Here is a 23,343-nt window from a genome sequence, read left to right on the forward strand (position 1 = left end):
AAAGTGTATGAGTGCAAAGTATAAACAAATTGCAGATGTGTTAGAGCAAAACATTCGAGATGGGCTTTTTAATGAAACGAAAAAACTACCTACAGAAGAAGCTTTGATGAATCGGTTTGAAGTAAGCCGTAATACGATACGTAAAGTAATTAGTCAGCTTGTAAATAGAGGTTATATTTTTCAAGTGCAAGGTAGTGGTATGTTTTTACGTGAAACTTCTGTAACAGATTACATTAATTTAGGAAGTTTACGTGGATTAACGAAAAATCTCGTTTCGCAAAATATTGAAACGAAAGTGTTAGAGCTTGAAGTAATAGATGCGGACGAAGATATAGCAAAGCGGATGCAATGCGAAGCTGGAACTAGGATATATTTTTTGAAGCGTTTAAGAATTGTAGATGGTAAACCATTCTCTATTGAAGTAAGTTATTTCAAAAAGGATATTATTCCATATTTGAATAAAGAAATAGCATTAAGCTCTGTATACAGTTATTTCATTGAAGATTTACGATTAAATATTGGCTTTGCCGATAAAGTTATTAGTTGTGAAAAAGTAAATAAAGAAAACGCGCAGCTGTTAGAATTAAATGAAGGTGATCCGGCGCTTCTTATTGAAAATACAGTGTGTCTTGTAAACGGGACAATTTTCGAGTTATCTCAATCGATGTTTCATTATGAAAAGACTAAACTTTTAAATCGAATTAATTTCAAATAAAAATAGAAAATAATTTATCGTGTGAAAAGCAACTGAGTCCAAAGTGATCAGTTGCTTTTCATTTTCAAAGTGGATGAGCAAAAAAACACAAAAGTGGTTGGTCCGTTTTTTGTAAACATCTATTATGATAAGAGAAGAAAGGTAGTATGTTATTAAAGTTTTAAAGAGGAAGTTCTTTATTAAAATAGATTGTCTTTAGAGAGGTGAAAATACAATGATTTTTGCAATTTCACTAGTGGTTATTATTGTAATTGGATCCCTGTTTGGGACCGTGTTAGTTGCACGAAATGTGGAGGAGAATTACGGCAAGTCTACAAAGAGAAATGTGAAAAACTTATCAACTATTTATATTCTTCTTCTTTTCGTACTACTTGTTGGGGTAACGTGGTATGCGGTAGTGATTTAATAGTTTTGAAAGAAAAAAGTTAATATTGTATATGATGGAGGAGTATGATTTTGATAAAAAATGAACGCCACGTTTTAATTGTTTTTCCGCATCCAGATGATGAGTCATATTGCGTGGCAGGTACAATTTTAGCTTATGCGCAGCGAAATGTTCCTCTTACTTATGTTTGCTTAACGTTAGGTGAAATGGGGAGAACGATGGGGAATCCTCCTTTTGCAACACGTGAATCATTAAATGTTATAAGAGAGACGGAACTAAAGAGGGCTACAAATATTTTAGGGATTAAAGATTTACGTATGATGGGATATCGTGATAAAACTCTTGAATTTGAAACTCCCGGAGAGTTAAGACGTGTAATACAAAAATGTGTAGAAGAAGTGAATCCTTCGTTAGTTATTTCTTTTTATCCGGGATATGCGGTTCATCCAGATCATGATGCAACAGGAGAAGCGGTAGCAGAGGCGTTAGCTAATATTCCGGAATATAAAAGGCCAACATTTTATGCGGTAGCTTTTTCGAAGAATCATGAAGCGGAAATAGGTCCTCCGCATTTTAAAAATGAAGTGAAAGAATATGTTCCCAAAAAATTAGAGGCATTGCAAGCACATGCATCACAATTTGCGACGAAAGTAACGGAACTAAAAAGAGAGTATGAAGAAGGTGTACCGGAAACAGTAGAGTGGTTAGAAAAGGAACCATTTTGGATATATTCATTCAAAGATAAGAGCAAGTGACGTTATAGCTGAAGGTGATGAATATGTATTTTGAATATAAGAATCGGAAAATTTCTTACAATATAGAAGGATCGGGCCCTGTTATATTGTTATTACACGGTCTTGGTGGGAACGCAAACAATTGGCTATATCAAAGGCAATATTTCAAAGAGAATTGGACGGTGATTTCTCTTGATTTACCGGGGCATGGGAAATCTGAAGGGCTGGAAATTCTTTTTAAAGAATATGCAAATGTATTGTATGGGTTATGCAGTTATTTAAAGCTACAAAAAGTAGTTATGTGTGGTCTTTCAAAAGGAGCTAGAGTCGGTATCGATTTTGCTATTCAATATCCAGGCTTTGTTTCTAGTTTAATTGTTGTAAATGCATTTCCCTATTTGGAGCCTGAAGGTCGAAAAGAACGAATTGAAGTATATGATTTACTTAGCTTACACGATAATGGAAAAACATGGGCGGATACATTATTGAAGGCGATGGGAGTAGCAGATAATGAAGTAATTGTTAGGGGATTTTATCAATCTTTACAGTCTATTAATTCGGTGCATATTCAAAGATTATTTGCTGAATTAGTAGATTATGATCAAAGACCGTTTCTTTCAAATATTTCATGTCCTACTTTAATTATAAGAGGGGAAAATGATGATTTCGTTCCCGAGAAATATGTAAGAGAGTTTGAAAGACGTTTGAAAAATACAACTTTTATTGAGTTTAAAAATAGTGGACACTTACCTTATTTAGAACAGCCGACTAGCTTTAATATGACGGTAGAAAGATTTTTAAATCATGTAATTAATTAATACTATTATTAAAGTTAATACTGTTATTAGGGAATCAAGGATAGTTCGTTTTGAGAGGGGGCAACAAGGTGGAATGGAAACCAAATCGTGCAGATAAGACGCCTGTATATAAACAAATAGCGGATTATATGGAAAGGGGTATTTCTTCAGGTGAGTTTCCTTCTGACAGCAAGTTACCTTCTGAGCGTACGTTAGCGAAAGAATTACAGGTGAACCGGAGTACAATAGTAGCTGCGTATGAAGAATTAAAATCACTTGGAGTAGTAGAACGGCAAAAGGGAAGCGGAACAAGGGTCAATACAGATATATGGGGTGTCTCACATAAACGAATACCGAACTGGGGTAGGTACGTGGAGGATGGATCGTTCTTACCTAACGTACCACTCGTTCAACAAATTAGAACGGAAACACAAAAAGACGACTTAATTAATTTAGCGAGTGGTGAATTGTCACCAGAATTGATTCCGAGCGATAGATTCCGAATGATTTTGTCGGAGAAAACATTTATGGAAAACCTCGGTTATGACCATCCGCTTGGAAATGAAATGTTGAGAAAAACAATTGCAGCACATGTTCAGCAATATAAACAAATTGAAGCAGATTCGAATTCTATCCTTATTACATCTGGCGCACAACAGGCACTTAACCTTATCGTGCAATGCTTATTAAAACCAGGAGACGCGATTGCAATTGAAGATCCGTCGTATTGTTTTTCATTGCCGATGTTTAAATCTGCTGGCTTAAAAATATTCCATCTACCTGTTGATCAGCATGGAATGAATCCAGATGACTTAATTGATTTGCATAAAAAGCATCGTATTCGTATGGTATTTTTGAATCCAGATTATCAAAATCCAACGGGAACTGTGTTGTCATTAGCAAGGCGTAAAAAGGTTTTAGAGCTGTCTTCTGAATTTGGTATACCGATTGTAGAAGATGATCCGTATAGTTTAACTTCATTTAATGGAGAAGTGAATCCTACATTAAAATCAATGGATCAAAACGGGAATGTTCTTTATATAAGTTCATTATCAAAAATTGTTGCATCAGGATTACGTATTGGCTGGGTAATTGGCCCTACGCGTGTAATAGAACGTTTAGCGGATGCAAAACAGCAAGTTGATTTTGGCCATAGTGTATTTACGCAGTGGGTGGCAAATCAATTTTTAGAATCAGAAGATTTTCATGCACATATTACAATGCTTCGTGAGCAATTGAAAGACAGAAGAGATGTGTTAATTAGAAAGCTTGAAGAAATATTAGGGGACCAGGTTGAATTTTTTGTTCCAGAGGGTGGAATACATTTATGGTGCAAAGTGCAAGGAACATTTGATGAATATCATTTATTAGGCGAATCTATACGAAATGGTGTAGCGTTTGTCCCGGGAAGTGTTTTAGGTACTAAAAATGAATATATTCGTTTTACTTTTGGGAGAGTAGATGTCGAACAACTTCAACTGGGAATTACGAGGTTTGCGGAAACGTTAAATGAGATCTCATAATAGTGATGCGTAATATTGAAATGAGGGAAAGAAATGAAGTACGTGGCGCTTTTACTGCAAGTAGGCGTGCTATATGTATTTAGCTTAGTTGGAACGTGGATTCAAGGAGTATTCCATTTATCAATGCCAGGAAGTTTAATAGGGATGTTAATGCTGTTTCTGATCCTTTCTACTCGTATTTTACCATTAAAGTGGTTTGAGGAAGGTGCGGAAAAGTTAATCGTATTTTTACCGTTATTTCTAGTTCCTTCGACAACAGGGCTGATGGAATACGGGTCTTTTCTTTTCGGTAAGGGGAGTGTTACATTCCTTTTAGTAGTTGCAAGCACGGTGGTAACTTTGGTTGTTTCAGGGTATATAAGTCAATTATTAGTAACATCAAAAAAATAAAATCGACAAGGTGCACGATGCAAATGGTCTTAATTATTATTACTGTAGTAATGTATGTATTGGCGACAAAGTTATATAAAAAATTCCCGTTTCCATTTACGTTACCGGTGTTAACAGTTACAGCAAGTATGATTTGCTTATTTTTGATTTTAGGTATTTCGCATCATGAGTATAGAGAAAATGGAGGAGATATTCTTTCCAGTTTATTGAGTCCTGCAATTGTAGCGTTAGCGATACCTTTATTTAAAGAGCGAAATATACTTATGAAAAACTTTTTGTCGATACTTATCGGCGTAGCGGTAGGTATAGTGGCTTTAACGAGTATGAATGTAGTGATTGGCGGAATGTTAAATATAGATAAGGAGCTCATATTAACAACACTGCCGCAATTAGCGACGATGCCTATCGCCATTTCATTAGCGGATCAAATTGGTGGTATTCCATCTATGACTTCTAGTTTTGTAGTTGTTGCAGGAATAACAGGTGCTATTATCGGACCAACAGTACTTAAGTTTTTCCGAATAACAAGTACGATTGGAAAAGGGGTGGGGATGGGCTGCGCATCACATATTATTGGTGTGAGCCGTCTCGTGAAGGAAGGCGAGAAAGAGGCGACGATTGGTTCAGTGACGATGATTGTAACCGGAATACTCATTAGTATATTTATACCTTATGGAACGAAATTTATATTTTAAAATGTAATGGAGATGATGAAAATGACAACATGGTTTATAGTTACATTATTTATTTTTGGCGCTCTTAAAGTACTAGTTTCTAGTATGCCAACTTCTGTTGTAGAATCAATTATTAGTAGATTTGAATTGCATCAAAAACTTGAAGAAGAGAATACCTCTATATCGATAGATGGAAAAAATATAGAGGGAGAAATGAAACTACAAGTTATTCATGAATTTAATGAGGCTTTATTTTTAGATAAACATTATTTCCCACCGCACGGGGAAGGAACACCGATCGTTATTAACACGAAGAAAGGGAATAAAGAGATTAGGTTTTCTCTATATAGCCATGAGGAACATGTTGATGTAATTAAGCAATATAAGAAGAAAATCGTTGCCTACCGTTTACGTTCAAAAATCCTTCAAAATCCTGCATCATTAGCAATAACCGAAGATTATGCTTAAGAAGAGATCGATTATGGTCTCTTCATTTTTGTATGAAATGATATACTTTCCAAATAAAAGAAAAGAAAATCATATAGCCAAATAAAGAATATGTATGATTCCAATCCAAGCTATGAATAAAGAAACCGAATCTTTCAGCAACTTGTTCAAAAATGCTGGCAAAAATGCCTATTGAAATAATAAATAGAACTCTAGAAACTGCAGATAATGGTTTTGAAATTTGAATGAAAAACATTGTTAAAATCGGTAGTACAAACAAAGTAAAGCAAATGTTAACTGAAAATATGGATGGGAATGGTCTAACGGGAAAGGAATACATTTGTTTCGCAACAAAGAAAGCATCTAAGCAAGTTCCGATAATAGAAGAGAGTAAGATTGTAACTGTTAATGCTAGAAAATCACTCTTCTTCTCGAAGGAGGACGTTTTTCTTTGCAAGAATTGCCAACTCAATTGTTTCGAGTGTTTTACAGTAGTCTTCTGTAATTTGTCCATTTATATTTTCCTCCTTATCTACTAAGTAATTTACAACTTGCCAGTCCGTAAACCAATCTTCATTGTCAACTTCTTCATGCTTCATATCTCGCCATGCATAGATGAGTGCAGGACTGTATATACGATAAGCACCACTACGCAACTGGCATTTCTTTATTCGCCGCTTATAAAACTCGCGGGAAAAAGATTCATTCACACTTGAAAATAAATGAGGCCAGTAATCTTTCCTTGATCCTGTATGCGGATGGTGCTGGGCCCAGCTTATTATTTGAGATAAAACATGTGTGTCTCGAAATAATAAGGAATACAACCTTTTTCCAATTAAGATTCGTTCGTGTAAGGAAGTGAAATGTTTCATTGTATCACCAAATAGTAATACTTTGAGTTTCTTATCATTTTCGTAGAATGGGAAAAGGATATGATTAAACTGAAAGAAATCAAAGAGTTTAAATCCAATACTATTAAGTACAGTCTTTTTAAATTGTATATTTTGAATTACTCTTTTTTCTAAGTAGTGTTGTTCATTAATAATAGTTGCAATGGCTAATGTTTTTTTGTTACCTGTTTTCCAAAAATCGTTCCACATCGTTTCCATAAATGTAGAAACATTTAGGTGAGGGAGAAGGTGAAATAGTTTTTGTGCTCTTTTTACACTTTGTTCATAAAGTAAAAATTGAGGGTATACATCTTGGAAAATAAGCCAATTCCCTCTTTCTAAAAAAGAAAAGAATGTGATTTGATCTTTCTCTGATAAAATTTTCGTATATAAATCGCCCTTTAAATCAGTCATATTCCAACCGCCGTTACGTGATACCATATGCCCAAGTAGTGCCCAATGTATTTCTGGATATTGAATGTAAAATTGGTAGTATGCGCGTGTTCTTGTCACATTATTTTTATTTAGCTGTTCTGTTTGTATTTTTATGTTGTTGATGATGAGTTGATCTTCTTTCGTTAATTTATACATCGTGCCAGAATGTATGAGTTTGCTTTTTTGTTTTAATTCATTTTTTACATCAAATAGGGAGAGAGGCAGTGCTTTGGAAGGTCCGTTATATGTATGATTTGAATTGCTTCGGTACATTCCGTTACCTCCATTTTTCATAAATTTAAACATGATTATTGGCTATGAATCATTCTATTTATTTTATTACGAGTATAAGAAATAAATGAGCGGTGTTTTTTACAAGGGTTTAGTTATCATGCAAAAAGTATAAAAAATCTTACTGTTGTGAGGTGAAATAAAAAACAGAAACTATTTTTAATAGTTTCTGTTTTTTTATTTTGTCAATTAAATGTAACAAACGACAATTATGATTTAAATCAATTGAAAATAATTCAATAAATTTTATAAATACAATTCTAATTGAAACATGTGGTAGGAGGAAAAGAAATGCTAAATAAAATAATTTTAATTACTGGTGGTACAGGTTCGTGGGGACATGAACTTATAAAACAATTATTAGAAAAATCACCGAAAGAAATTAGAGTTTTTTCAAGAAATGAAACGGTTCAGTTTGAAATGCAGCAACAGTTTATAAATGATGATAGATTAAAATTTATTATTGGAGATATTCGTGATAAAGATCAACTAGTCTATGCATGCCAAGGTGTCCATTATGTATTCCATCTTGCAGCTTTAAAACATGTTCCAGTATGTGAGTATTATCCTTATGAAGCTATAAAAACAAATATACATGGTACACAAAATGTAATTGAAGCATCTATACAGATGCAAGTTGAGAAAGTTATATATGTTTCAACGGATAAAGCAGCCGATCCATCAAATACGTATGGGATGACAAAAGCAATTGGTGAGAAGTTAATGGTGCATGCGAATATGCAAACGGAGAAAACAAAATTCATTTGTGTTCGTGGTGGAAATGTTTTGGGGACGAGCGGAAGTGTGGTACCACTTTTTAAAAAACAAATTAAAAAATCTTCACAAGTAGGGATTACCGATGCAAATATGACTAGATTTTTCTTAACGATTGAAGATGCTGTTGGATTGTTATTTAAAGCCGTATATCAAGGTAGAGGTGGGGAGATCTTTGTTATGAAAATGCCGGCATGTAAAATAACAGATTTAGCGGAAGTGTTAATTGAAGATTCGAAAAAGGAAAACGTGAAGGTAAAAGAAGTAGGGATAAGACCGGGTGAAAAATTAAGTGAAATGCTTTTATCTGAGGTAGAGAGTAAAACAAGTATAAGTTTTGATCAAAATTATTTTGTGGTACTACCGACTATTCCTATAGAAGGACTGCAAGAATATTATGCTAGCTATCCGCTTGTGGATGTGAAGAGTTTTAGTTCTCAACAAGACTTACTTACAAAACATGAGGTGAAACAAATGTTATTAAAAGGAGGGTTTTTACGATGAAAAAAAATGCGATTCTTTTAATAACTGGTGCAAATGGTTTCACAGGACGCCATGCTTGCCAATATTTTTTAGAGCAGGGCTTTCATGTAATTCCTATGTTTCAAAATCGTGCACATAGAGAAATAATTGGGAATGGTATTACTTGTAATTTAACTAATAAGAGCGAAGTAATGAAGGTAATGAAACAAATAAAGCCAGATTATGTATTGCATTTAGCAGGAAGGAATTCGGTCATAGAGTCTTGGACAGCTGCTCTTGAATATGTAGAGGTTAATGTAATAGGGACATTATATTTATTAGAAGCAATTAAGCAAGAAGTACCTCACTGTAGAACATTGGTTATAGGATCTGCTTTGCAAGCAGATAGTATGAACAACATAAAAATTTCAAATCCATATAGTTTAAGTAAAACGATGCAAGTCATTATTGCAGAGGCGTGGAGTGAATTAATGAATTCAAATATTATCATTGCAAAGCCCTCGAATTTAATTGGTCCAGGAGTATCGAATGGTATTTGTTCTATTCTTGCAAAAAAAATGATAACTATAGAGTCGAATAAAAGTGAAGCAATTATTGAAGTAAACAGTTTGAAAGATAGTAGGGATTTTCTAGATGTACGTGATGCGGTTAAAGCGTATCATGTGTTATTACGCGATGGAATAAATGGAAAACAATATAATATTGGATCAGGGGTAAAACGGTCTTTATTAGATGTAATAGAACAATACAAAGAATTAACACAGCTGAGTTTTTCCATAAAAGAAGCAGAGCATGGTGGAAGGGAATCAAATGAGAGTTTAGTAATAGAGGATATAAAAAGGTTAGGTTGGGTCCCAGAAATTCAATTCCATCAATCATTAAAAGATGTACTCGAGTATGCGAAGTGTAGTGAAATCTGTATTCAATGAAAAATGAAAAGGATGTAAGAAATATATGAATGGCTATAAAACAATAGATAATCAAAATACGCTATTTCTTTTAATTGTTGATACGCTGGACTGGAAAGATGAGGAAGAGCATGTTTTGTGTATCTATGAGGCGATAAATAAATGTCGAGCCTATGTGGAAGGTAAAAAGGATGATAGGGAAAATCCAGTAATAGGTACAGGAACTAGGCCTGTAATTCAAGTCTTTGCTCAGTATGAATGTAGTGAATATGGAAATGATTTTTATGATCTCATTAAAGATTTTTTGCAAGATATAGGATTTGAGCTAAATGTTTATATAAATAATAGTAAGTTTACTTACATTTAATAGATAAGTATAAAACAAGATTTTTAATGATAAAGGTGGATATAAATTATGAATAAAAAGATTCTCTTTACTGGGGGCGGTACAGCCGGACATGTAATGATTAATATGGTATTGATTCCTAAATTTATGGAAAAAGGATGGGGAGTTGAGTATATTGGATCTCAAAATGGAATTGAAAAACTATTAGTTCAAAATGTGAAATACAATAGTATTTCAACGGGGAAGCTTAGGAGATATTGGGATTGGGAGAACTTTAAAGATCCTTTTAAAATAATAAAAGGTTGCATACAAAGTTATAAATTGATGAAACGAATAAAACCAGATGTTGTTTTTTCGGCAGGAGGATTTGTGTCCGTTCCTGTAGTAATAGGAGCGTGGATGAATAAAGTACCTGTAATAATACGTGAACCAGATAGTACGTTAGGATTAGCAAATAAAATAGCATTACCTTTTACTACAAAACTATGCACAACATTTCCTCAGACAGGAGAAAATGTAAGTAATGAGAAGAAGGTTTATGTAGGACCAATTGTAAGGGAAGAAATTGAGAGGGGCAACGTATTGCGGGGAAGAAGCTATTGTAAATTTCAGCAAGATAAACCAGTATTGTTAATTATGGGTGGGAGTCAAGGTGCTCAATGGATAAATGATATGGTAAGGGAAAGTTTGGAAACATTACTATTAAATTTTAATATTGTTCATATGTGCGGTAAAGGGAAGGTGGATTCATCTATTGGTATGGAAGGTTATATGCAATTTGAGTATATAGGGGACGAGTTGCCGCATATACTAAATATGGCGAGTGTTGTAGTTTCTAGAGCGGGTTCTACTGCTATTTCTGAATTGCTATTTTTGAAGAAACCGATGTTGCTTATCCCGTTAACTAACAGTTCCAGTAGGGGAGATCAAGTTTTAAATGCTGAATATTTTTCTCGGCAAGGATATGCGGAAGTTTTACTCCAAGACAGAATAAGTACGAATGTATTCATACATGCAGTAAATAAGTTGCATACAAATAAGGAGAGATATATTCAAAACATGAATGGATATAAGAAAACAAATGATGAGGGGATTCATCAATTAATAGATATAATAAATGAAGTGGTGAAGGAATAGAAATTTAAATAAAAAAACAAAAGGAAAGAAGATATCTTCTTTCCTTTTTACTATAGTTGTTCAAATTCATTATTACTTATCCAAATTAGCTATATACTATGGGTGAATACCGATTTCTAATAGCTCAGTAAATGCATGAGTATGGATAGGTTTACTATAATAGTAACCTTGAATAAACTGACATTTATTTTTTTGAAGGAAATTCACATGTTCTTTCGTTTCTACACCTTCAGCAATGACAGACATTTCTAATGTATGTGCTAATGTGATAATCGTTTTAATAATTTCCATTCCATCTTCACACGTTTCAGACATTGTTATAAATTCTCTTGGGATTTTTAACGTATCTATTGGATATAAAGGTAAATACGCTAGTGAAGAATAACCTGTACCAAAGTCGTCGATTGAAATGTGAACTCCTAAACCCTTTAGTGTGCGGAGCTTTATCAATGTTTCTCGCTCATCCATCATTGCAATGCGCTCTGTTAATTCAAGGTCGAGAGAACTTGCCGGTAAGCCTGTAGTTACTAATGTAGAAGAAATAGACTTTACAAAATCTTCTTGTTCAAATTCTTTAGCAGATAAGTTTACACCAATTTTTAAATGAGAATATCCGAGTGTGTGCCAACGTTTCATTTGCTCACAAGCTTGCTGTAACGTCCATTTTCCTATTGGAATAATTTGTAGTGTTTCTTCTGCAATCGGAATAAACTCGTATGGAGAAATAACGCCTAATTCAGGATGATTCCACCTGATTAGAGCTTCTGCACCGATAATTTTATTAGATTCACTATCAACTTGAGGTTGATACAAAAGGAACAATTCTTCATTTTGTATTGCGTTTGGTAAATCTTTTTCTAATCGTAATCGTCTTTCAATTTTTTTAGCGATTACATCGTCATAAATAGAGACAGAGTTAAGTTTTTTTGCTTTCGCATCATACATGGCAACATTAGCGTTTTTCAAAAGTGTAGCGGTATCGATTCCGGAATGTGGATAAATAGCAATGCCGATACTAAGTGATAAAGTTAATGTATGCTCATGTATGACAAACGGTTTTTCCATGCATTCAAATAACTGGTTGCATAAATCGAATAAGGAATCTTCGTCAGTATAGTTTTCAATTAAGATTGTAAATTCATCGCCACCGATTCTTGACAGATGAGTATGTGATGGAAGACATGATTGGAATCGCTTCGCTACTTCTTCTAATATGTGATCTCCTGCCGAATGTCCAAGTGTATCGTTAATTGCTTTAAAGCGATCTAAATCTAAATATAATAATGCAAACTCGCTTTCTGTCGTTTTAGCATGTTTTATAATTTTTTTTAATTTCTTATGGAAAAAGGCACGGTTCCCAATTTTCGTTACAGTATCATGGAATGCTAAATACTTTATTTCTTCTTGTTGCTTTTTTAGTGCGGTAATATCTTTTACCATAATATAGCTTCCTGAAATTTGTCCGTCTATTATAATAGGGACGATGGTAACGTATAAAAAATAAGTAAAACCATCTTTATATTTAGAACTTAGTTGTAAGTATGCCGATTCTTGTTGTTTCACCTTTTCTAATGCAAATGTTAGTTTATGTTTGTCTTCATCTAAAATAATTGAAAAACATGTTTCACCGAGTAACTCATCTGTTGGTGCCCCAAGTAGTATACTCCCGGCTTGATTTACATTTAAGAATACGCCGTGTAAATCAATTGTAAAAATAGGATCAGGGTGATATTCATATAACGATTTAAACTTTTGTTGTTTTTGAGATAGAGCCTCTGATTTATGAACTAAATCAGAAGTCCGTAAAGTCACTTTTTCTTCTAGTTGCGCATTAAATGCCTGTAAACGTTTTGTTAGGGAATTGTTTTGCATACGTACAATAGAATGACGAATGAGTACGAAAATGAAAGTAATACAATTTCCTGTAATGAGAGTTGAAGATGCTGTTTGTTCTTTTAATGTAAACCCGATTAGTATTGCAACAGCAAGATAGGGAAATACAACTAAAGCCTTTTTTCCTATTATAGGGTTAACAATGAAATAATTTTTATGGCTATTACGATCTGCTGAAATAGATCCAGCTATTGCAATAAATAATATAGGTATTCTATATAAAAGACGTAATAATGTTATCGTTTCAGTTGATAAATGGTTATTTAAGTAGAAATAAATATAGTTAAAAGTTGCAGAACTTATTAATACAAAAATAAAGATATAAATCTTCCGTTTAGAATTAAAAATTGTCGGACGGAAAAAGAGACTAACGCCTAGTAGAAGAAATAATAAATCTGCAATTGGATATAGAAATGAAAGGAAAACATCTCCTAGTGAAAGAGAGAATATATTTAAATTTGGTTGATTAAATAAATACCACTCTAATGTGAATATGGAAGTAAGTACTATACATATATCACAAATAAAGAACGCTTTTTCCCATTTATCGCATTCTTTTAAAATTTTATAACTGAAAGCGATAAGACAAAAGAGTAGAAAAAACATGTAAAATACATCAGAAATAGTAAAACGATGTATTGGAATTTCGAAGAAGCTATCTTGATATGTATATACTATTTTTCCTAATAAAAAACTCCCAATTGCTATTGTGATACATACCCAAAATGGATTTGAACTGACTTTTTTAGAATATATAGAATAAATTAGTGATACAAATGTAATGGCTTCAACGATAAGTGAAGCGAAGCGTACATCCGAATTTGAAAAATGAGTAGGGAACAGATAAAAAAATATAAAATAGATTGAATAGCATATTAATGTTCCGATTAATATACATAGTTGTAAATTTTTATTTAATTTCAATAAAATCACCTTCTTTAATTATGTACTATATTCGTAATATCTGTACATAATAATATTATTTAAGAATTGTATCAGATTTCCTTGTGAAAATCTTGTTTATAAGGAAAGTATTGAAGAGTTTAAAACTTCTTAAAATTGAAAAATATTGAGTTTGATAATATGTACTTCATCAAGATTTTAAATGGAAATTGTATATTTAGTCATCCTTTGAATTGTAAAGGTTTTTTAGTAATTTGTAAGTGGAGATGCACAATTGCATATAAAATGATGAGAATCCTCTTTTGAGCTGATCTTTTGATTGTTATAGGCTATTTTAAGTAAGGTTTTTATTTTTAATCTGAAAATTAACATTTGTAAAAATGTTACAAAAGGATATAAAATAAGAACGTGTATTCTTACAGAGTGGATAGTATTTTCACTAAATAGGGAGGACTTTTTATGTTATTTCGAATGAAAGGTGCAGAAGTATACTATGAAATTGTGGGTGTAGAAAGATTATGGACAGGAAAATGAAACTGCATATACGGAGTATGTTTTAATGGGAATTTTTAAAACATACTCTTTTCTTATAGAAAGAATCTTTATCAACTATTTTTAGAATCTTAAATCAATAAGTAATTATTCAATTTCTGAATAATATAAACGGAAGTTGGTTTAAGGAAACAATTTTAAATTTGACGAAACTCCAAACGTTGGATTTATATTCAAACAGAGAAAAAGATGTAGAATTTTGTCTTACGGTCCCCGTTTACTTTTCATTTCATTACATATAGGCTTTGTGGTGTAAAGGGGAACATCATCTTTACACAAAATTTATAAGGAGGACATCGTGATGAAAAAGATTAAAAAGTTTGCGGGAGTTGTTTTAGCAGGGACGATTGGATTAAGTGGACTACTGTTTTTAGAACCAAGTGTAAGCACTGCGGAAACAAAGCAGGTGAAAGAAGGAAATTTCAATGCAATTGATGTAACGATGAATCAAAGTGAATTTTATGTATTGAGTGGTAGAAGTATTGATATTCTTTCTGGAGATAAAGAAGCAATTCAGTTAAATAAATACACAATTCGTTTTAGTAAACCAGGGAAGTATGTAATTAAAGTAAATGGCTGTATTTATGATGATATATATACATTTATTGTGAATGAGTAGTATATATTCTGAAATTGTGAGATGAAAAAAGAAACACCCTATTTGCGGTGAGCGTCGTAAATAGGGTGAATTTATTTGTATTAAACTGTACTTTAAATATGTTCACTAATTTTCTTTTTGTTATGCAAAGTATGTAAGAGTGTTTGAAACATCTTAAATGATTGCTGAAAGATCGGACTTTGAATAAAGGTGTACAGAAAAGTTACGATGAAAACAGGACCTCCTAGCATAAATCCAATAACTAGTACAACACATTCTACTATAATTCTAGCACGGCTAATAGATAGTCCTGTTTTGTCTGAAATAGTAAGCATGAATCCATCGCGAGGTCCAGCACCAATCCCAGCCGCAACATACATCCCTCCCCCAATACCTGTAATTGCAATCCCAGCAAATAAAATGAGTAAGTTTATCCATAAATAATCACTAGCGTTTGGAAGGATGTTTGATCGTAAGAATAAGTCCATAATGGGACCGATAAGTAGTGCATTTAAAAATGTACCCACATTTATATATTTTCGATCTACTAGTAAAGAAATGAGAACGAGACATAATCCGCATATGACACTCCACGTACCAATCGTCCATCCAAACCTTTGGTAGAGAGCCATGTTTAAAACTTCCCAAGGATGTAAACCGAGAAATTTAACTTTGACTGCAAGAGCATTTCCAAGGCCGAAAAAAATTAATCCTAAGAAAAAAAGAAAATAGCGAAAGAGAGTTAGCCTCATCTTTAATACCTCCCATATTTTATAATTATGTATATTACATGTAAGAGTTTTAATGTACAAATATTACGACTTTTTAGTTGTTGTTTAAAATCGCTAAAATACAAATGAAATATATGCATTCGCAGTCAAAAAAGTTAAAATATTTCGTTTTAAGGATTATAATAGGGAGAGAAACATAAAAGGGAGTGAACAAGTTTGAAACAAGAACTTATTGAAAGATTTACGAGATATGTAAAGATTGATACACAATCAAATGAAGAAAGTCATACAGTACCAACAACACCTGGACAAATTGAGTTTGGTAAGTTATTAGTGGAAGAGTTAAAAGAGATTGGGTTAACAGAAGTGACGATGGATGATAATGGGTATGTAATGGCAACACTTCCTGCTAATACGGATAAGGATGTTCCTGTAATCGGCTTTTTAGCACATTTAGATACGGCAACAGATTTTACAGGGGAAAACGTAAAACCACAAATTCATGAAAATTTTGACGGCAATGCAATTACGTTAAATAAAGAGCTAAATGTTGTGTTAACGCCAGAACAGTTCCCAGAGTTACCATCGTATAAAGGGCATACGATTATTACAACGGATGGTACGACACTTCTTGGAGCAGATGATAAAGCTGGTCTAACTGAAATTATGGTTGCAATGAATTATTTAATACATAATCCGCAAATTAAACATGGGAAAATAAGAGTAGCATTTACGCCGGATGAAGAAATTGGTCGTGGGCCAGCGCATTTTGATGTAGAAGCATTTGGTGCATCATGTGCTTATACGATGGATGGAGGTCCATTAGGTGGTTTAGAGTATGAAAGCTTTAATGCTGCAGGTGTTAAGTTAACGTTTAACGGAACGAATACACATCCCGGAACAGCGAAAAATAAAATGCGTAATGCAACTAAACTTGCTATGGAGTTTAATGGGCACTTACCAGTAGAAGAGGCACCAGAATATACAGAAGGCTATGAAGGATTCTATCATTTACTTTCATTAAATGGTGATGTTGAGCAAAGTAAAGCGTATTATATTATTCGAGATTTTGATCGTGAAAATTTTGAGGCGCGTAAACATAACGTTGAAAATATTGTGAAGCAAATGCAAGAGAAGTATGGACAAAATGCAGTCGTTTTAGAAATGAATGATCAATACTATAACATGCTTGAAAAAATCGAACCAGTGAGAGAAATTGTTGATATTGCATATGAAGCGATGAAAAGTTTAAATATCGAACCAAACATTCACCCGATTCGTGGTGGAACAGATGGATCACAATTATCGTATATGGGATTACCAACGCCGAATATTTTCACAGGTGGTGAAAACTATCACGGTAAATTTGAATATGTTTCGGTGGATACGATGGAAAAAGCTGTTCAAGTTATTGTGGAAATCGCAAGACGCTTCGAAGAACAAGCTTAAAAAAAACCAAGTAGTGCGGATGCGCTACTTGGTTTTTTAGTATAATACTCGCCACAAATAAAAAGTTGCGTAAGACTCCCAGTTGGTCCAATTTGCCGCAAAATCTTTTATTTCCTGTTTAGTCGGTTTACTTTCAGAACCTGTTATATATTTAATTGCATTGTGCAAGCCAACATCGTCAATGGGAAAAGCGGAAGGAAATCGTAAGCAGCGCATTAAAACATAGTTGGCAGTCCACGGTCCTATACCATGTATAGCAGTTAATTGTTTTTCAGCTTGTTGCACATCTTGTATTTGCAGTAAAGATTCTTTTGATAATTTTCCTTCTGTAATAAGCTTTGCAATACCTATTACATATTCGCATTTTCTAGTCGTCATTTTTAAGTTTTTGAGATCCTCTACATGTAAATTGGCAATCGTTTCAGGAGAAGGGAATATCCAATGTTTACTATCGTTCCATTCTACATAATTTCCAAAGTGTTCGACTAATCTTCTTTTTAGTGTATAAGCATATGTGAGATTAATTTGCTGACCGATAATTCCCCAGGAAAGTGCTTCAAATAAGTCTGGAATACCTAAAGTACGAAGCCCATAATATTGTTCAATTGGTCCTTGAAGGAGTACATCATGTTTAGCTAATGTATAAAAGGGAGCTAAATCAGTAGTTAAATCAAACCACTCTTTTACATAGTGAGCTACAGCTTCGCATATCGATTCTTCAGACGTATATGATTCTTCTAAAAAACGTATTTGAATATTATCATCCGAGTTCATACTAATTTCAACTAAAGGATGTACATCCTGAACAGGGATAACTTTATAAATTTTGTTATCTTCAATGTGGAACATACATTCATTGTTAGAACGTAATAGATAGCGTAAATTTTCTTGGAAACTAAATTCTGTTGGAACTGCTAAAGTTAATGTGCTAGTATATTTTGCTGTCATATGCATTCTACCTGAGACTTTTCTAATGTAAGCAACACTTTCTTCATTTCTAATCCACCTCTAAAACCGGTTAGTTTACCATTCTTTCCAATAACACGATGGCAAGGAATTGTAATGAGAAGAGGGTTGGCAGCAATAGCAGTAGCAACGGCACGCACAGCAGTAGGTTTTTGCATTCTTTCGGCAATTTCTGAATAAGAATATGTCCCCCCATAAGGAATTTCACGTACCGTATTCCAAACAGATAATTGAAAATCAGTTCCGTAAGCATCGATAGGGAATGTAAAAGTTTCTCGTTTACTTTCTAAATACTCGATAACTTCTTTCGTATATGATTGTAGGTAATCTGGATTACATGCCAATATATGTTGTGGCAATTTCTTTCTAGCCCATATATTTAGTTCTTCAAATTTTTCATCTTGTGATCCAATGAAGCATAGTCCATTTTCAGTTGCAGCAATATGAAACTGCCAATTTTCATGTGTAAGTAGCGTCCAATATATAAATTTATTTTTGGAGGAATTCATTATTGTATCCTTCTTTCATTTCGTTCTTTTTTCGATATTCAGTAGGAGTGAATCCGGTTTTCTTTTTAAATAAAGTTGCGAAATACTCTGGGTTTTCTATCCCGACAGCAGTACTAATTTCTTTAATGGATTGATTTGTGTGTAAAAGGTGTTCTGCCGCTTTAACAATCCTAAACTGCTGTATATATTCTATTGGACTTATTCCTGTTACTTTTTTGAAAGTGCGTTGCAAATGAAATGGGCTACCATGACATATTTCAGCAAGTATGTTGAGAGTTAATAATTCGTTAAAGTGCTTTTTGATATAATCTTTAATTTGTTCTACCCACTCTTCATTAGGTAAAGTGAGCCCATTTGGTTTACAACGTTTGCAAGGGCGGAATTTTTCGCTTAATGCTTGCTCTGCATGATGAAAAATTCGTACATTGTTTCTATTCGGTATTCTTGATTTGCATGACGGTCGGCAAAAGATTCCGGTTGATTTCACAGCATAAAAGAATTTACTATCATAGGAAGAATCATTATGAATAATTGCTTGCCAATGCTCATTTGTTAACGTAATCCCTTCATTGTGCAAAGAACATCACCTCTGAAATTAGTATAACCTGAATAAAGTGCGTATGTATGTATTCACAAATGTAAGAGCAAGATTACAAAGGTGAAAATATGATTGTTTTTCTATTTTGTGATAGCATGAAATTTGAAAGTGAACATCAAGAGGAGGACTATAGGTGAAGTTAATTTCGTGGAATGTAAATGGTTTGCGAGCAGTTATCACAAAAGGTGGATTTTTAGAATATCTTGAGGAATCAAATGCTGATATATTTTGTTTACAAGAGATTAAATTACAAGATGGGCAAATTGATTTGAATCCAGAGGGATATTATACATACTGGAATTATGCTGTGAAAAAAGGTTATTCAGGAACGGCTATTTTTTCGAAAAAAGAACCGCTATCTGTAACATACGGTTTAGGAATTGAAGAGCATGATCAAGAAGGACGAGTTATTACTTTAGAATTCGAAGATTTTCACATGATAACGTTATATACACCAAACTCAAAACGAGGATTAGAACGATTAGATTACAGAATGAAATGGGAAGATGATTTCAGGGCTTATATTAAGCAATTAGATGAAAAAAAGCCCGTTGTTTTTTGCGGTGATTTAAACGTTGCTCATAAAGAAATCGATTTAAAAAATCCAAAAAGTAATCGTAAAAACCCTGGATTCTCTGATGAGGAACGAGAGAAATTCACATGTATTTTAGAAGAAGGATTTATTGATACGTATCGTTATCTGTATCCTGATCAGGAAGGGGCATATTCGTGGTGGTCGTATCGCATGGGAGCGAGAGCAAAAAATATTGGATGGCGTTTAGATTATTTTGTTGTTTCGGAAAGAATGAAAGACAAAATAACAGAGGTGAAAATTAATAGTGAAGTGATGGGATCAGACCATTGCCCAGTTGAATTACATATAAATTTCTAAAAAAAGAAGTATCTTCCTAAGATTAGGCGGATACTTCTTTTTTATTCAGTTTGTTAAAATTTTTCAAATCTTTCTTGAAATAATTGCATATTAAATATATACTTAGTAACGATAATCATTATCATTGAAAAGTGTTATCAATAGATGAGGTGTAAAAGAATTATAGTTTAGGGGAAGTGAACGAGAATGAGTTCTGGATAGAATTATTAATCTAATGAAATATATATGTGAGACAAGTTTCATATAGTTAAATTTTATTGAGAATATAGTTTGAGAATTCGAGAGGAGTTATATAAAGATGAACAAGAAGTTATTTACTTTAGGGATGGTTACAGTTTTAAGTGTAGGACTAGCAGCATGCAATAGTACGGATAAAACTTCAGGAGAACAAAAGCAACAGACAAAAGCTACGGAAACGAAAAAAGACGAAAAAAGAAAAATTACATATTTAGGTAAAGAATATACAGTACCAGCAAAAGTAGATAAAATTGCGACAGCTAGTTTAGAGTCAATGGAAGATGCAGCGGTACTTGGTATTAAGCCGGTAGGTGCCATTACTATTGGTGGTAAATTACCGAAGTATCTTGAGAAAGATTTAGAGGGTGCGAAATCTGTTGGCGAGAAAATGCAACCAAATTTTGAAACATTACTACAATTAAAGCCAGACGTTATTACATCAAGTACGAAATTCCCAGCAGAAACAGCTGAAAAGTTTACGAAAGTAGCTCCTACATTCCCGGTATCACACGTTTCAACAAATTGGGAAGATAACTTAAAGTTAATGGGAGAATTAACTGGTAAAAAAGATAAAGCAGAAAAAATTATTAAAGATTACAATTCAGACGCTGAAAAGGCAAAAGCAAAACTAGGAGATAAGTTAAAAGACAAAAAAGTACTTGTCATTAGACTAAGAGCAAACGAATTATTCCTATATCCAGAAGGAGTATACTTCAACCCTGTCATTTATAAAGATCTTGGATTAACTGCTCCAGAACAATTGAAAACTGTAAAAGCACAAGAGAAAATTTCATTTGAAAAACTTGCTGAACTGAACCCAGATTATATTTTCTTACAATATGAGACAACTGAAAATAAAAATCCGAAAGTACTAGAAGAAATTGAAAGTAATCCAATTTGGCAAAGTATGAATGCTGCGAAGGAAAAGAAAGTATTTGTAAACGTTGTAGACCCAATGGCACAAGGTGGTACTGCTTGGAGTAAAACAGCATTCTTAAAAGAAGCAGTGAAAAATTTATCTAAATAATACAATAAGTAAGGTGCGTTGAATGATATGCAGAAAACAAATGCAGTACCAGTGACTATATTATGTATAGCACCCATACTCATCTTATTTACAGTTATATTTTCTATTTTGTATGGGGCGAAGAGTATTGATGCTGAAATAGTGTGGAACGCATTATTTCATTTTGATTCAAGCGATGTAAATCATAATATTATTATTACTTCACGTTTACCAAGGGTAGTTGCAGCTCTTTTAGTTGGAGCATTTCTAGCCATATCAGGAGCACTTATGCAGGGGATGACAAGAAACTATCTTGCATCCCCTTCTATTATGGGTGTGACGGATGGGGCAGCCTTTGTTATTACACTTTGTATGATTTTTCTTCCGGGAATGTCATCAATTGGTATGGTTTTATGTTCAATGATTGGTTCTGCACTAGGAGCCGGTATCGTGTTTGGTTTTGGCTCGCTCCTTCAAAATGGCTTATCACCAGTTAGGTTAGCGATTATCGGAACAGTTATTGGAACATTTTTAAGTAGTGTATCGGCCGCGATGGCATCATATTTCCAAATCTCTCAAAATGTTAGTTTTTGGTTTAATGCAAAGTTAGACCAAGTGGATCCTAATATCATTAAAATCACGATACCGTTTGGGATAATTGGAATAATTTTAGCGTTGTTAATATCAAAATCTATTACCATTCTTTCTTTAGGAGAAGAAGTTTCTATTAATCTAGGGCAGCGTACAAAACTAGTTAAAGCGATGGCAATTTTATCAGTTATCTTTTTAACAGGAACAGCAGTTGCTTTAGTAGGAAAAGTTGGTTTTGTAGGTTTAATTATTCCGCACATTACTCGCTTTATAATTGGGGTAGATTATAAGTGGATTTTGCCATGTGCAGGCGTTATTGGTGGAGTTTTCTTAGCGTTATGTGATGTTTTAAGTAGATTTGTAAACTATCCATTTGAAACACCTATTGGGGTCGTTACCTCCTTAATTGGAATTCCTTTCTTCCTTTATTTAATTCGTACAAGAGGAGGAGAGAGACATGCTTAAAAGTTCAAGTCAACGTTTCGGAATGACGATGGGGATTAGTGTATTTTTAATACTATGTGCTATTTATATTAGTTTAACGAATGGTACGTTTGATATTACGATTACAGATGTATTTAAAACACTCTTTAGAATAGATCCAGTACCAGACCATGATTTAGTTATTTTTGAGTTTCGTCTTCCTCGTATCGTAATTGCTGGGCTAGTAGGATTAGGCCTAGGCGTTGCAGGTGCTGTTATTCAAGGGATTACGAGAAATGGATTGGCAGACCCAGGTATTTTAGGAGTGAATGCTGGGGCCGGCACAGCAATCGTTATTTTTATGTTTTTCTTTCAAGGGCAATTAAAGAGCACAGACTGGATGTCTATTATGATGATGCCAATGTTTGGTTTAGTCGGCGGATTAGGTGCAGCTATCATCATTTATCTGTTTTCATGGAAAAACGGTAAGCTAGACTCCCAACGTCTTTTATTAACAGGGATTGCGATTGGGTCAGGATTTGGAGCATTTTCTATGTACTTATCACTCAAAATGAAGTCAACTGATTTCGAGATGGCTGCAGTTTGGGTGTCAGGAAGTATATATAGTGCAAACTGGAAGTATATTATTGCTATGTTGCCGTGGCTTATCATATTAATTCCGCTTATACAAAAGAAAGCTTATTTATTAGATTTATTTCAATTGGAAGAAACGAGTATTACAAGTTTAGGTGTTTCAGTAGAAAGAGAGAAATCTATTTTACTATTAAGTAGTATCGGACTTGTAAGTGCATGTGTTGCAGTTTCAGGAAGTATTGGTTTCATTGGATTAATGGCACCGCATATAGCAAAAAGGCTTGTCGGTATTCAGCATAAGCATATCATTCCTACGTGCGGAGTAATTGGAATGTTCCTTGTAATAGCTTCAGACTTTATTGCAAAAACAGTTTTCACCCCTGTAGAGTTACCTGTTGGGATCGTTATTTCTATTGTCGGTGTACCGTATTTCTTATATTTACTTTATAAGGCGAAAGCGTAAGAGGAGGAA

The 23,343-nt window shown here is 33.6% G+C and carries 25 protein-coding genes; 18 read left to right on the plus strand and 7 right to left on the minus strand.

What is annotated here, in order from left to right; all coding sequences use genetic code 11:
• The first annotated feature begins 7 nt into the window (after positions 1 to 7).
• The 8 genes from QCI46_RS08880 to QCI46_RS08915 all read left to right on the plus strand — a co-directional run bounded on the left by QCI46_RS08880 (position 8) and on the right by QCI46_RS08915 (position 5,686).
• Positions 8 to 715: a GntR family transcriptional regulator gene (locus tag QCI46_RS08880; protein ID WP_046956514.1), complete on the plus strand. Its 708-nt coding sequence runs from the start codon at positions 8 to 10 to the stop codon at positions 713 to 715.
• Between the two features lie 214 nt (positions 716 to 929).
• The gene (locus tag QCI46_RS08885; RefSeq protein WP_000575326.1) at positions 930 to 1,121 is read left to right on the plus strand and encodes a hypothetical protein; all 192 of its coding nucleotides are present in this window, start codon (positions 930 to 932) and stop codon (positions 1,119 to 1,121) included.
• 53 nt (positions 1,122 to 1,174) lie between these two features.
• Positions 1,175 to 1,855, plus strand: a complete 681-nt coding sequence (gene bshB2, locus QCI46_RS08890) for a bacillithiol biosynthesis deacetylase BshB2 (protein WP_137015124.1) — start codon at positions 1,175 to 1,177, stop codon at positions 1,853 to 1,855.
• A gap of 23 nt (positions 1,856 to 1,878) precedes the next feature.
• Positions 1,879 to 2,652 (plus strand): alpha/beta fold hydrolase, encoded by a 774-nt coding sequence (locus QCI46_RS08895; protein WP_353839976.1) that lies wholly within the window; start codon positions 1,879 to 1,881, stop codon positions 2,650 to 2,652.
• 68 nt (positions 2,653 to 2,720) lie between these two features.
• The gene (gene pdxR / locus QCI46_RS08900) at positions 2,721 to 4,154 is read left to right on the plus strand and encodes a MocR-like pyridoxine biosynthesis transcription factor PdxR (RefSeq protein WP_353839977.1); all 1,434 of its coding nucleotides are present in this window, start codon (positions 2,721 to 2,723) and stop codon (positions 4,152 to 4,154) included.
• A gap of 33 nt (positions 4,155 to 4,187) precedes the next feature.
• Positions 4,188 to 4,544 carry a CidA/LrgA family holin-like protein gene (locus QCI46_RS08905; protein WP_353839978.1) on the plus strand — a complete coding sequence of 119 codons (357 nt, stop codon included), beginning with the start codon at positions 4,188 to 4,190 and terminating at the stop codon, positions 4,542 to 4,544.
• Positions 4,545 to 4,567: 23 nt separating this feature from the next.
• The gene (locus QCI46_RS08910; RefSeq protein ID WP_353839979.1) at positions 4,568 to 5,239 is read left to right on the plus strand and encodes an LrgB family protein; all 672 of its coding nucleotides are present in this window, start codon (positions 4,568 to 4,570) and stop codon (positions 5,237 to 5,239) included.
• Between the two features lie 21 nt (positions 5,240 to 5,260).
• Positions 5,261 to 5,686 (plus strand): YfmQ family protein, encoded by a 426-nt coding sequence (locus QCI46_RS08915; protein WP_098093347.1) that lies wholly within the window; start codon positions 5,261 to 5,263, stop codon positions 5,684 to 5,686.
• A 22-nt stretch (positions 5,687 to 5,708) separates the two neighbouring features.
• Here the strand turns inward: QCI46_RS08915 and QCI46_RS08920 are convergent, their stop codons facing one another.
• Complete coding sequence (locus QCI46_RS08920; RefSeq protein WP_353839981.1) at positions 5,709 to 6,122, minus strand: CBO0543 family protein; 414 nt, start codon at positions 6,120 to 6,122, stop codon at positions 5,709 to 5,711.
• A complete protein-coding gene (locus QCI46_RS08925; protein ID WP_327958725.1) occupies positions 6,085 to 7,263 on the minus strand; it encodes a DUF2515 domain-containing protein in 1,179 nt (392 codons plus the stop codon). Before QCI46_RS08925 ends, QCI46_RS08920 begins: the two co-directional genes overlap by 38 nt.
• A gap of 309 nt (positions 7,264 to 7,572) precedes the next feature.
• On the opposite strand from QCI46_RS08925, the gene QCI46_RS08930 reads away from it, so the two are divergent.
• Genes QCI46_RS08930 through QCI46_RS08945 form a run of 4 tightly spaced genes read left to right on the plus strand, consistent with a single transcriptional unit; the run spans position 7,573 to position 10,929 of the window.
• Positions 7,573 to 8,559: a UDP-N-acetylglucosamine 4,6-dehydratase family protein gene (locus QCI46_RS08930; RefSeq protein WP_353839982.1), complete on the plus strand. Its 987-nt coding sequence runs from the start codon at positions 7,573 to 7,575 to the stop codon at positions 8,557 to 8,559.
• Complete coding sequence (locus tag QCI46_RS08935) at positions 8,556 to 9,467, plus strand: SDR family oxidoreductase (protein ID WP_353839984.1); 912 nt, start codon at positions 8,556 to 8,558, stop codon at positions 9,465 to 9,467. Before QCI46_RS08930 ends, QCI46_RS08935 begins: the two co-directional genes overlap by 4 nt.
• A gap of 25 nt (positions 9,468 to 9,492) precedes the next feature.
• Positions 9,493 to 9,813: a DUF6572 domain-containing protein gene (locus QCI46_RS08940; protein WP_098093339.1), complete on the plus strand. Its 321-nt coding sequence runs from the start codon at positions 9,493 to 9,495 to the stop codon at positions 9,811 to 9,813.
• Between the two features lie 48 nt (positions 9,814 to 9,861).
• Positions 9,862 to 10,929: an undecaprenyldiphospho-muramoylpentapeptide beta-N-acetylglucosaminyltransferase gene (locus QCI46_RS08945; RefSeq protein WP_353839986.1), complete on the plus strand. Its 1,068-nt coding sequence runs from the start codon at positions 9,862 to 9,864 to the stop codon at positions 10,927 to 10,929.
• Positions 10,930 to 11,025: 96 nt separating this feature from the next.
• Here the strand turns inward: QCI46_RS08945 and QCI46_RS08950 are convergent, their stop codons facing one another.
• Entirely contained in the window at positions 11,026 to 13,746 is a 2,721-nt protein-coding gene (locus QCI46_RS08950) for an EAL domain-containing protein (RefSeq protein ID WP_353839987.1), read from the minus strand.
• A gap of 832 nt (positions 13,747 to 14,578) precedes the next feature.
• Here QCI46_RS08950 and QCI46_RS08955 point away from each other — a divergent pair.
• Positions 14,579 to 14,896, plus strand: a complete 318-nt coding sequence (locus QCI46_RS08955; protein WP_353839988.1) for a hypothetical protein — start codon at positions 14,579 to 14,581, stop codon at positions 14,894 to 14,896.
• A 92-nt stretch (positions 14,897 to 14,988) separates the two neighbouring features.
• Here the strand turns inward: QCI46_RS08955 and QCI46_RS08960 are convergent, their stop codons facing one another.
• Entirely contained in the window at positions 14,989 to 15,627 is a 639-nt protein-coding gene (locus QCI46_RS08960) for a YczE/YyaS/YitT family protein (protein WP_353839989.1), read from the minus strand.
• Between the two features lie 195 nt (positions 15,628 to 15,822).
• Between QCI46_RS08960 and pepT the strand changes: the two genes are divergently transcribed.
• Positions 15,823 to 17,055: a peptidase T gene (gene pepT / locus QCI46_RS08965; RefSeq protein ID WP_353839990.1), complete on the plus strand. Its 1,233-nt coding sequence runs from the start codon at positions 15,823 to 15,825 to the stop codon at positions 17,053 to 17,055.
• 36 nt (positions 17,056 to 17,091) lie between these two features.
• Here pepT and QCI46_RS08970 read toward each other — a convergent pair whose 3' ends face one another.
• Genes QCI46_RS08970 through QCI46_RS08980 form a run of 3 tightly spaced genes read right to left on the minus strand, consistent with a single transcriptional unit; the run spans position 17,092 to position 19,107 of the window.
• Positions 17,092 to 18,003 carry a DNA-3-methyladenine glycosylase family protein gene (locus QCI46_RS08970; protein ID WP_353839991.1) on the minus strand — a complete coding sequence of 304 codons (912 nt, stop codon included), beginning with the start codon at positions 18,001 to 18,003 and terminating at the stop codon, positions 17,092 to 17,094.
• Positions 18,000 to 18,530, minus strand: coding sequence for a methylated-DNA--[protein]-cysteine S-methyltransferase (locus QCI46_RS08975; protein ID WP_327958719.1), 531 nt, complete (start codon positions 18,528 to 18,530; stop codon positions 18,000 to 18,002). The genes QCI46_RS08970 and QCI46_RS08975 overlap by 4 nt, the downstream gene beginning before the upstream one ends.
• Complete coding sequence (locus tag QCI46_RS08980; protein ID WP_353839992.1) at positions 18,511 to 19,107, minus strand: bifunctional transcriptional activator/DNA repair enzyme AdaA; 597 nt, start codon at positions 19,105 to 19,107, stop codon at positions 18,511 to 18,513. The genes QCI46_RS08975 and QCI46_RS08980 overlap by 20 nt, the downstream gene beginning before the upstream one ends.
• 154 nt (positions 19,108 to 19,261) lie before the next feature.
• Between QCI46_RS08980 and QCI46_RS08985 the strand changes: the two genes are divergently transcribed.
• From QCI46_RS08985 to QCI46_RS09000, 4 genes are all read left to right on the plus strand, one after another.
• Positions 19,262 to 20,020 (plus strand): exodeoxyribonuclease III, encoded by a 759-nt coding sequence (locus tag QCI46_RS08985; protein WP_353839993.1) that lies wholly within the window; start codon positions 19,262 to 19,264, stop codon positions 20,018 to 20,020.
• Positions 20,021 to 20,318: 298 nt separating this feature from the next.
• The gene (locus tag QCI46_RS08990; RefSeq protein ID WP_327958716.1) at positions 20,319 to 21,284 is read left to right on the plus strand and encodes an iron-hydroxamate ABC transporter substrate-binding protein; all 966 of its coding nucleotides are present in this window, start codon (positions 20,319 to 20,321) and stop codon (positions 21,282 to 21,284) included.
• A 27-nt stretch (positions 21,285 to 21,311) separates the two neighbouring features.
• Complete coding sequence (locus QCI46_RS08995) at positions 21,312 to 22,319, plus strand: FecCD family ABC transporter permease (protein WP_088122939.1); 1,008 nt, start codon at positions 21,312 to 21,314, stop codon at positions 22,317 to 22,319.
• Positions 22,312 to 23,334 (plus strand): FecCD family ABC transporter permease, encoded by a 1,023-nt coding sequence (locus QCI46_RS09000; RefSeq protein ID WP_087984997.1) that lies wholly within the window; start codon positions 22,312 to 22,314, stop codon positions 23,332 to 23,334. Before QCI46_RS08995 ends, QCI46_RS09000 begins: the two co-directional genes overlap by 8 nt.
• Positions 23,335 to 23,343: the final 9 nt, after the last annotated feature.

This window comes from Bacillus cereus group sp. RP32, from assembly GCF_040459735.1.
GTDB classification, from domain to species: Bacteria; Bacillota; Bacilli; order Bacillales; family Bacillaceae_G; genus Bacillus_A; species Bacillus_A wiedmannii.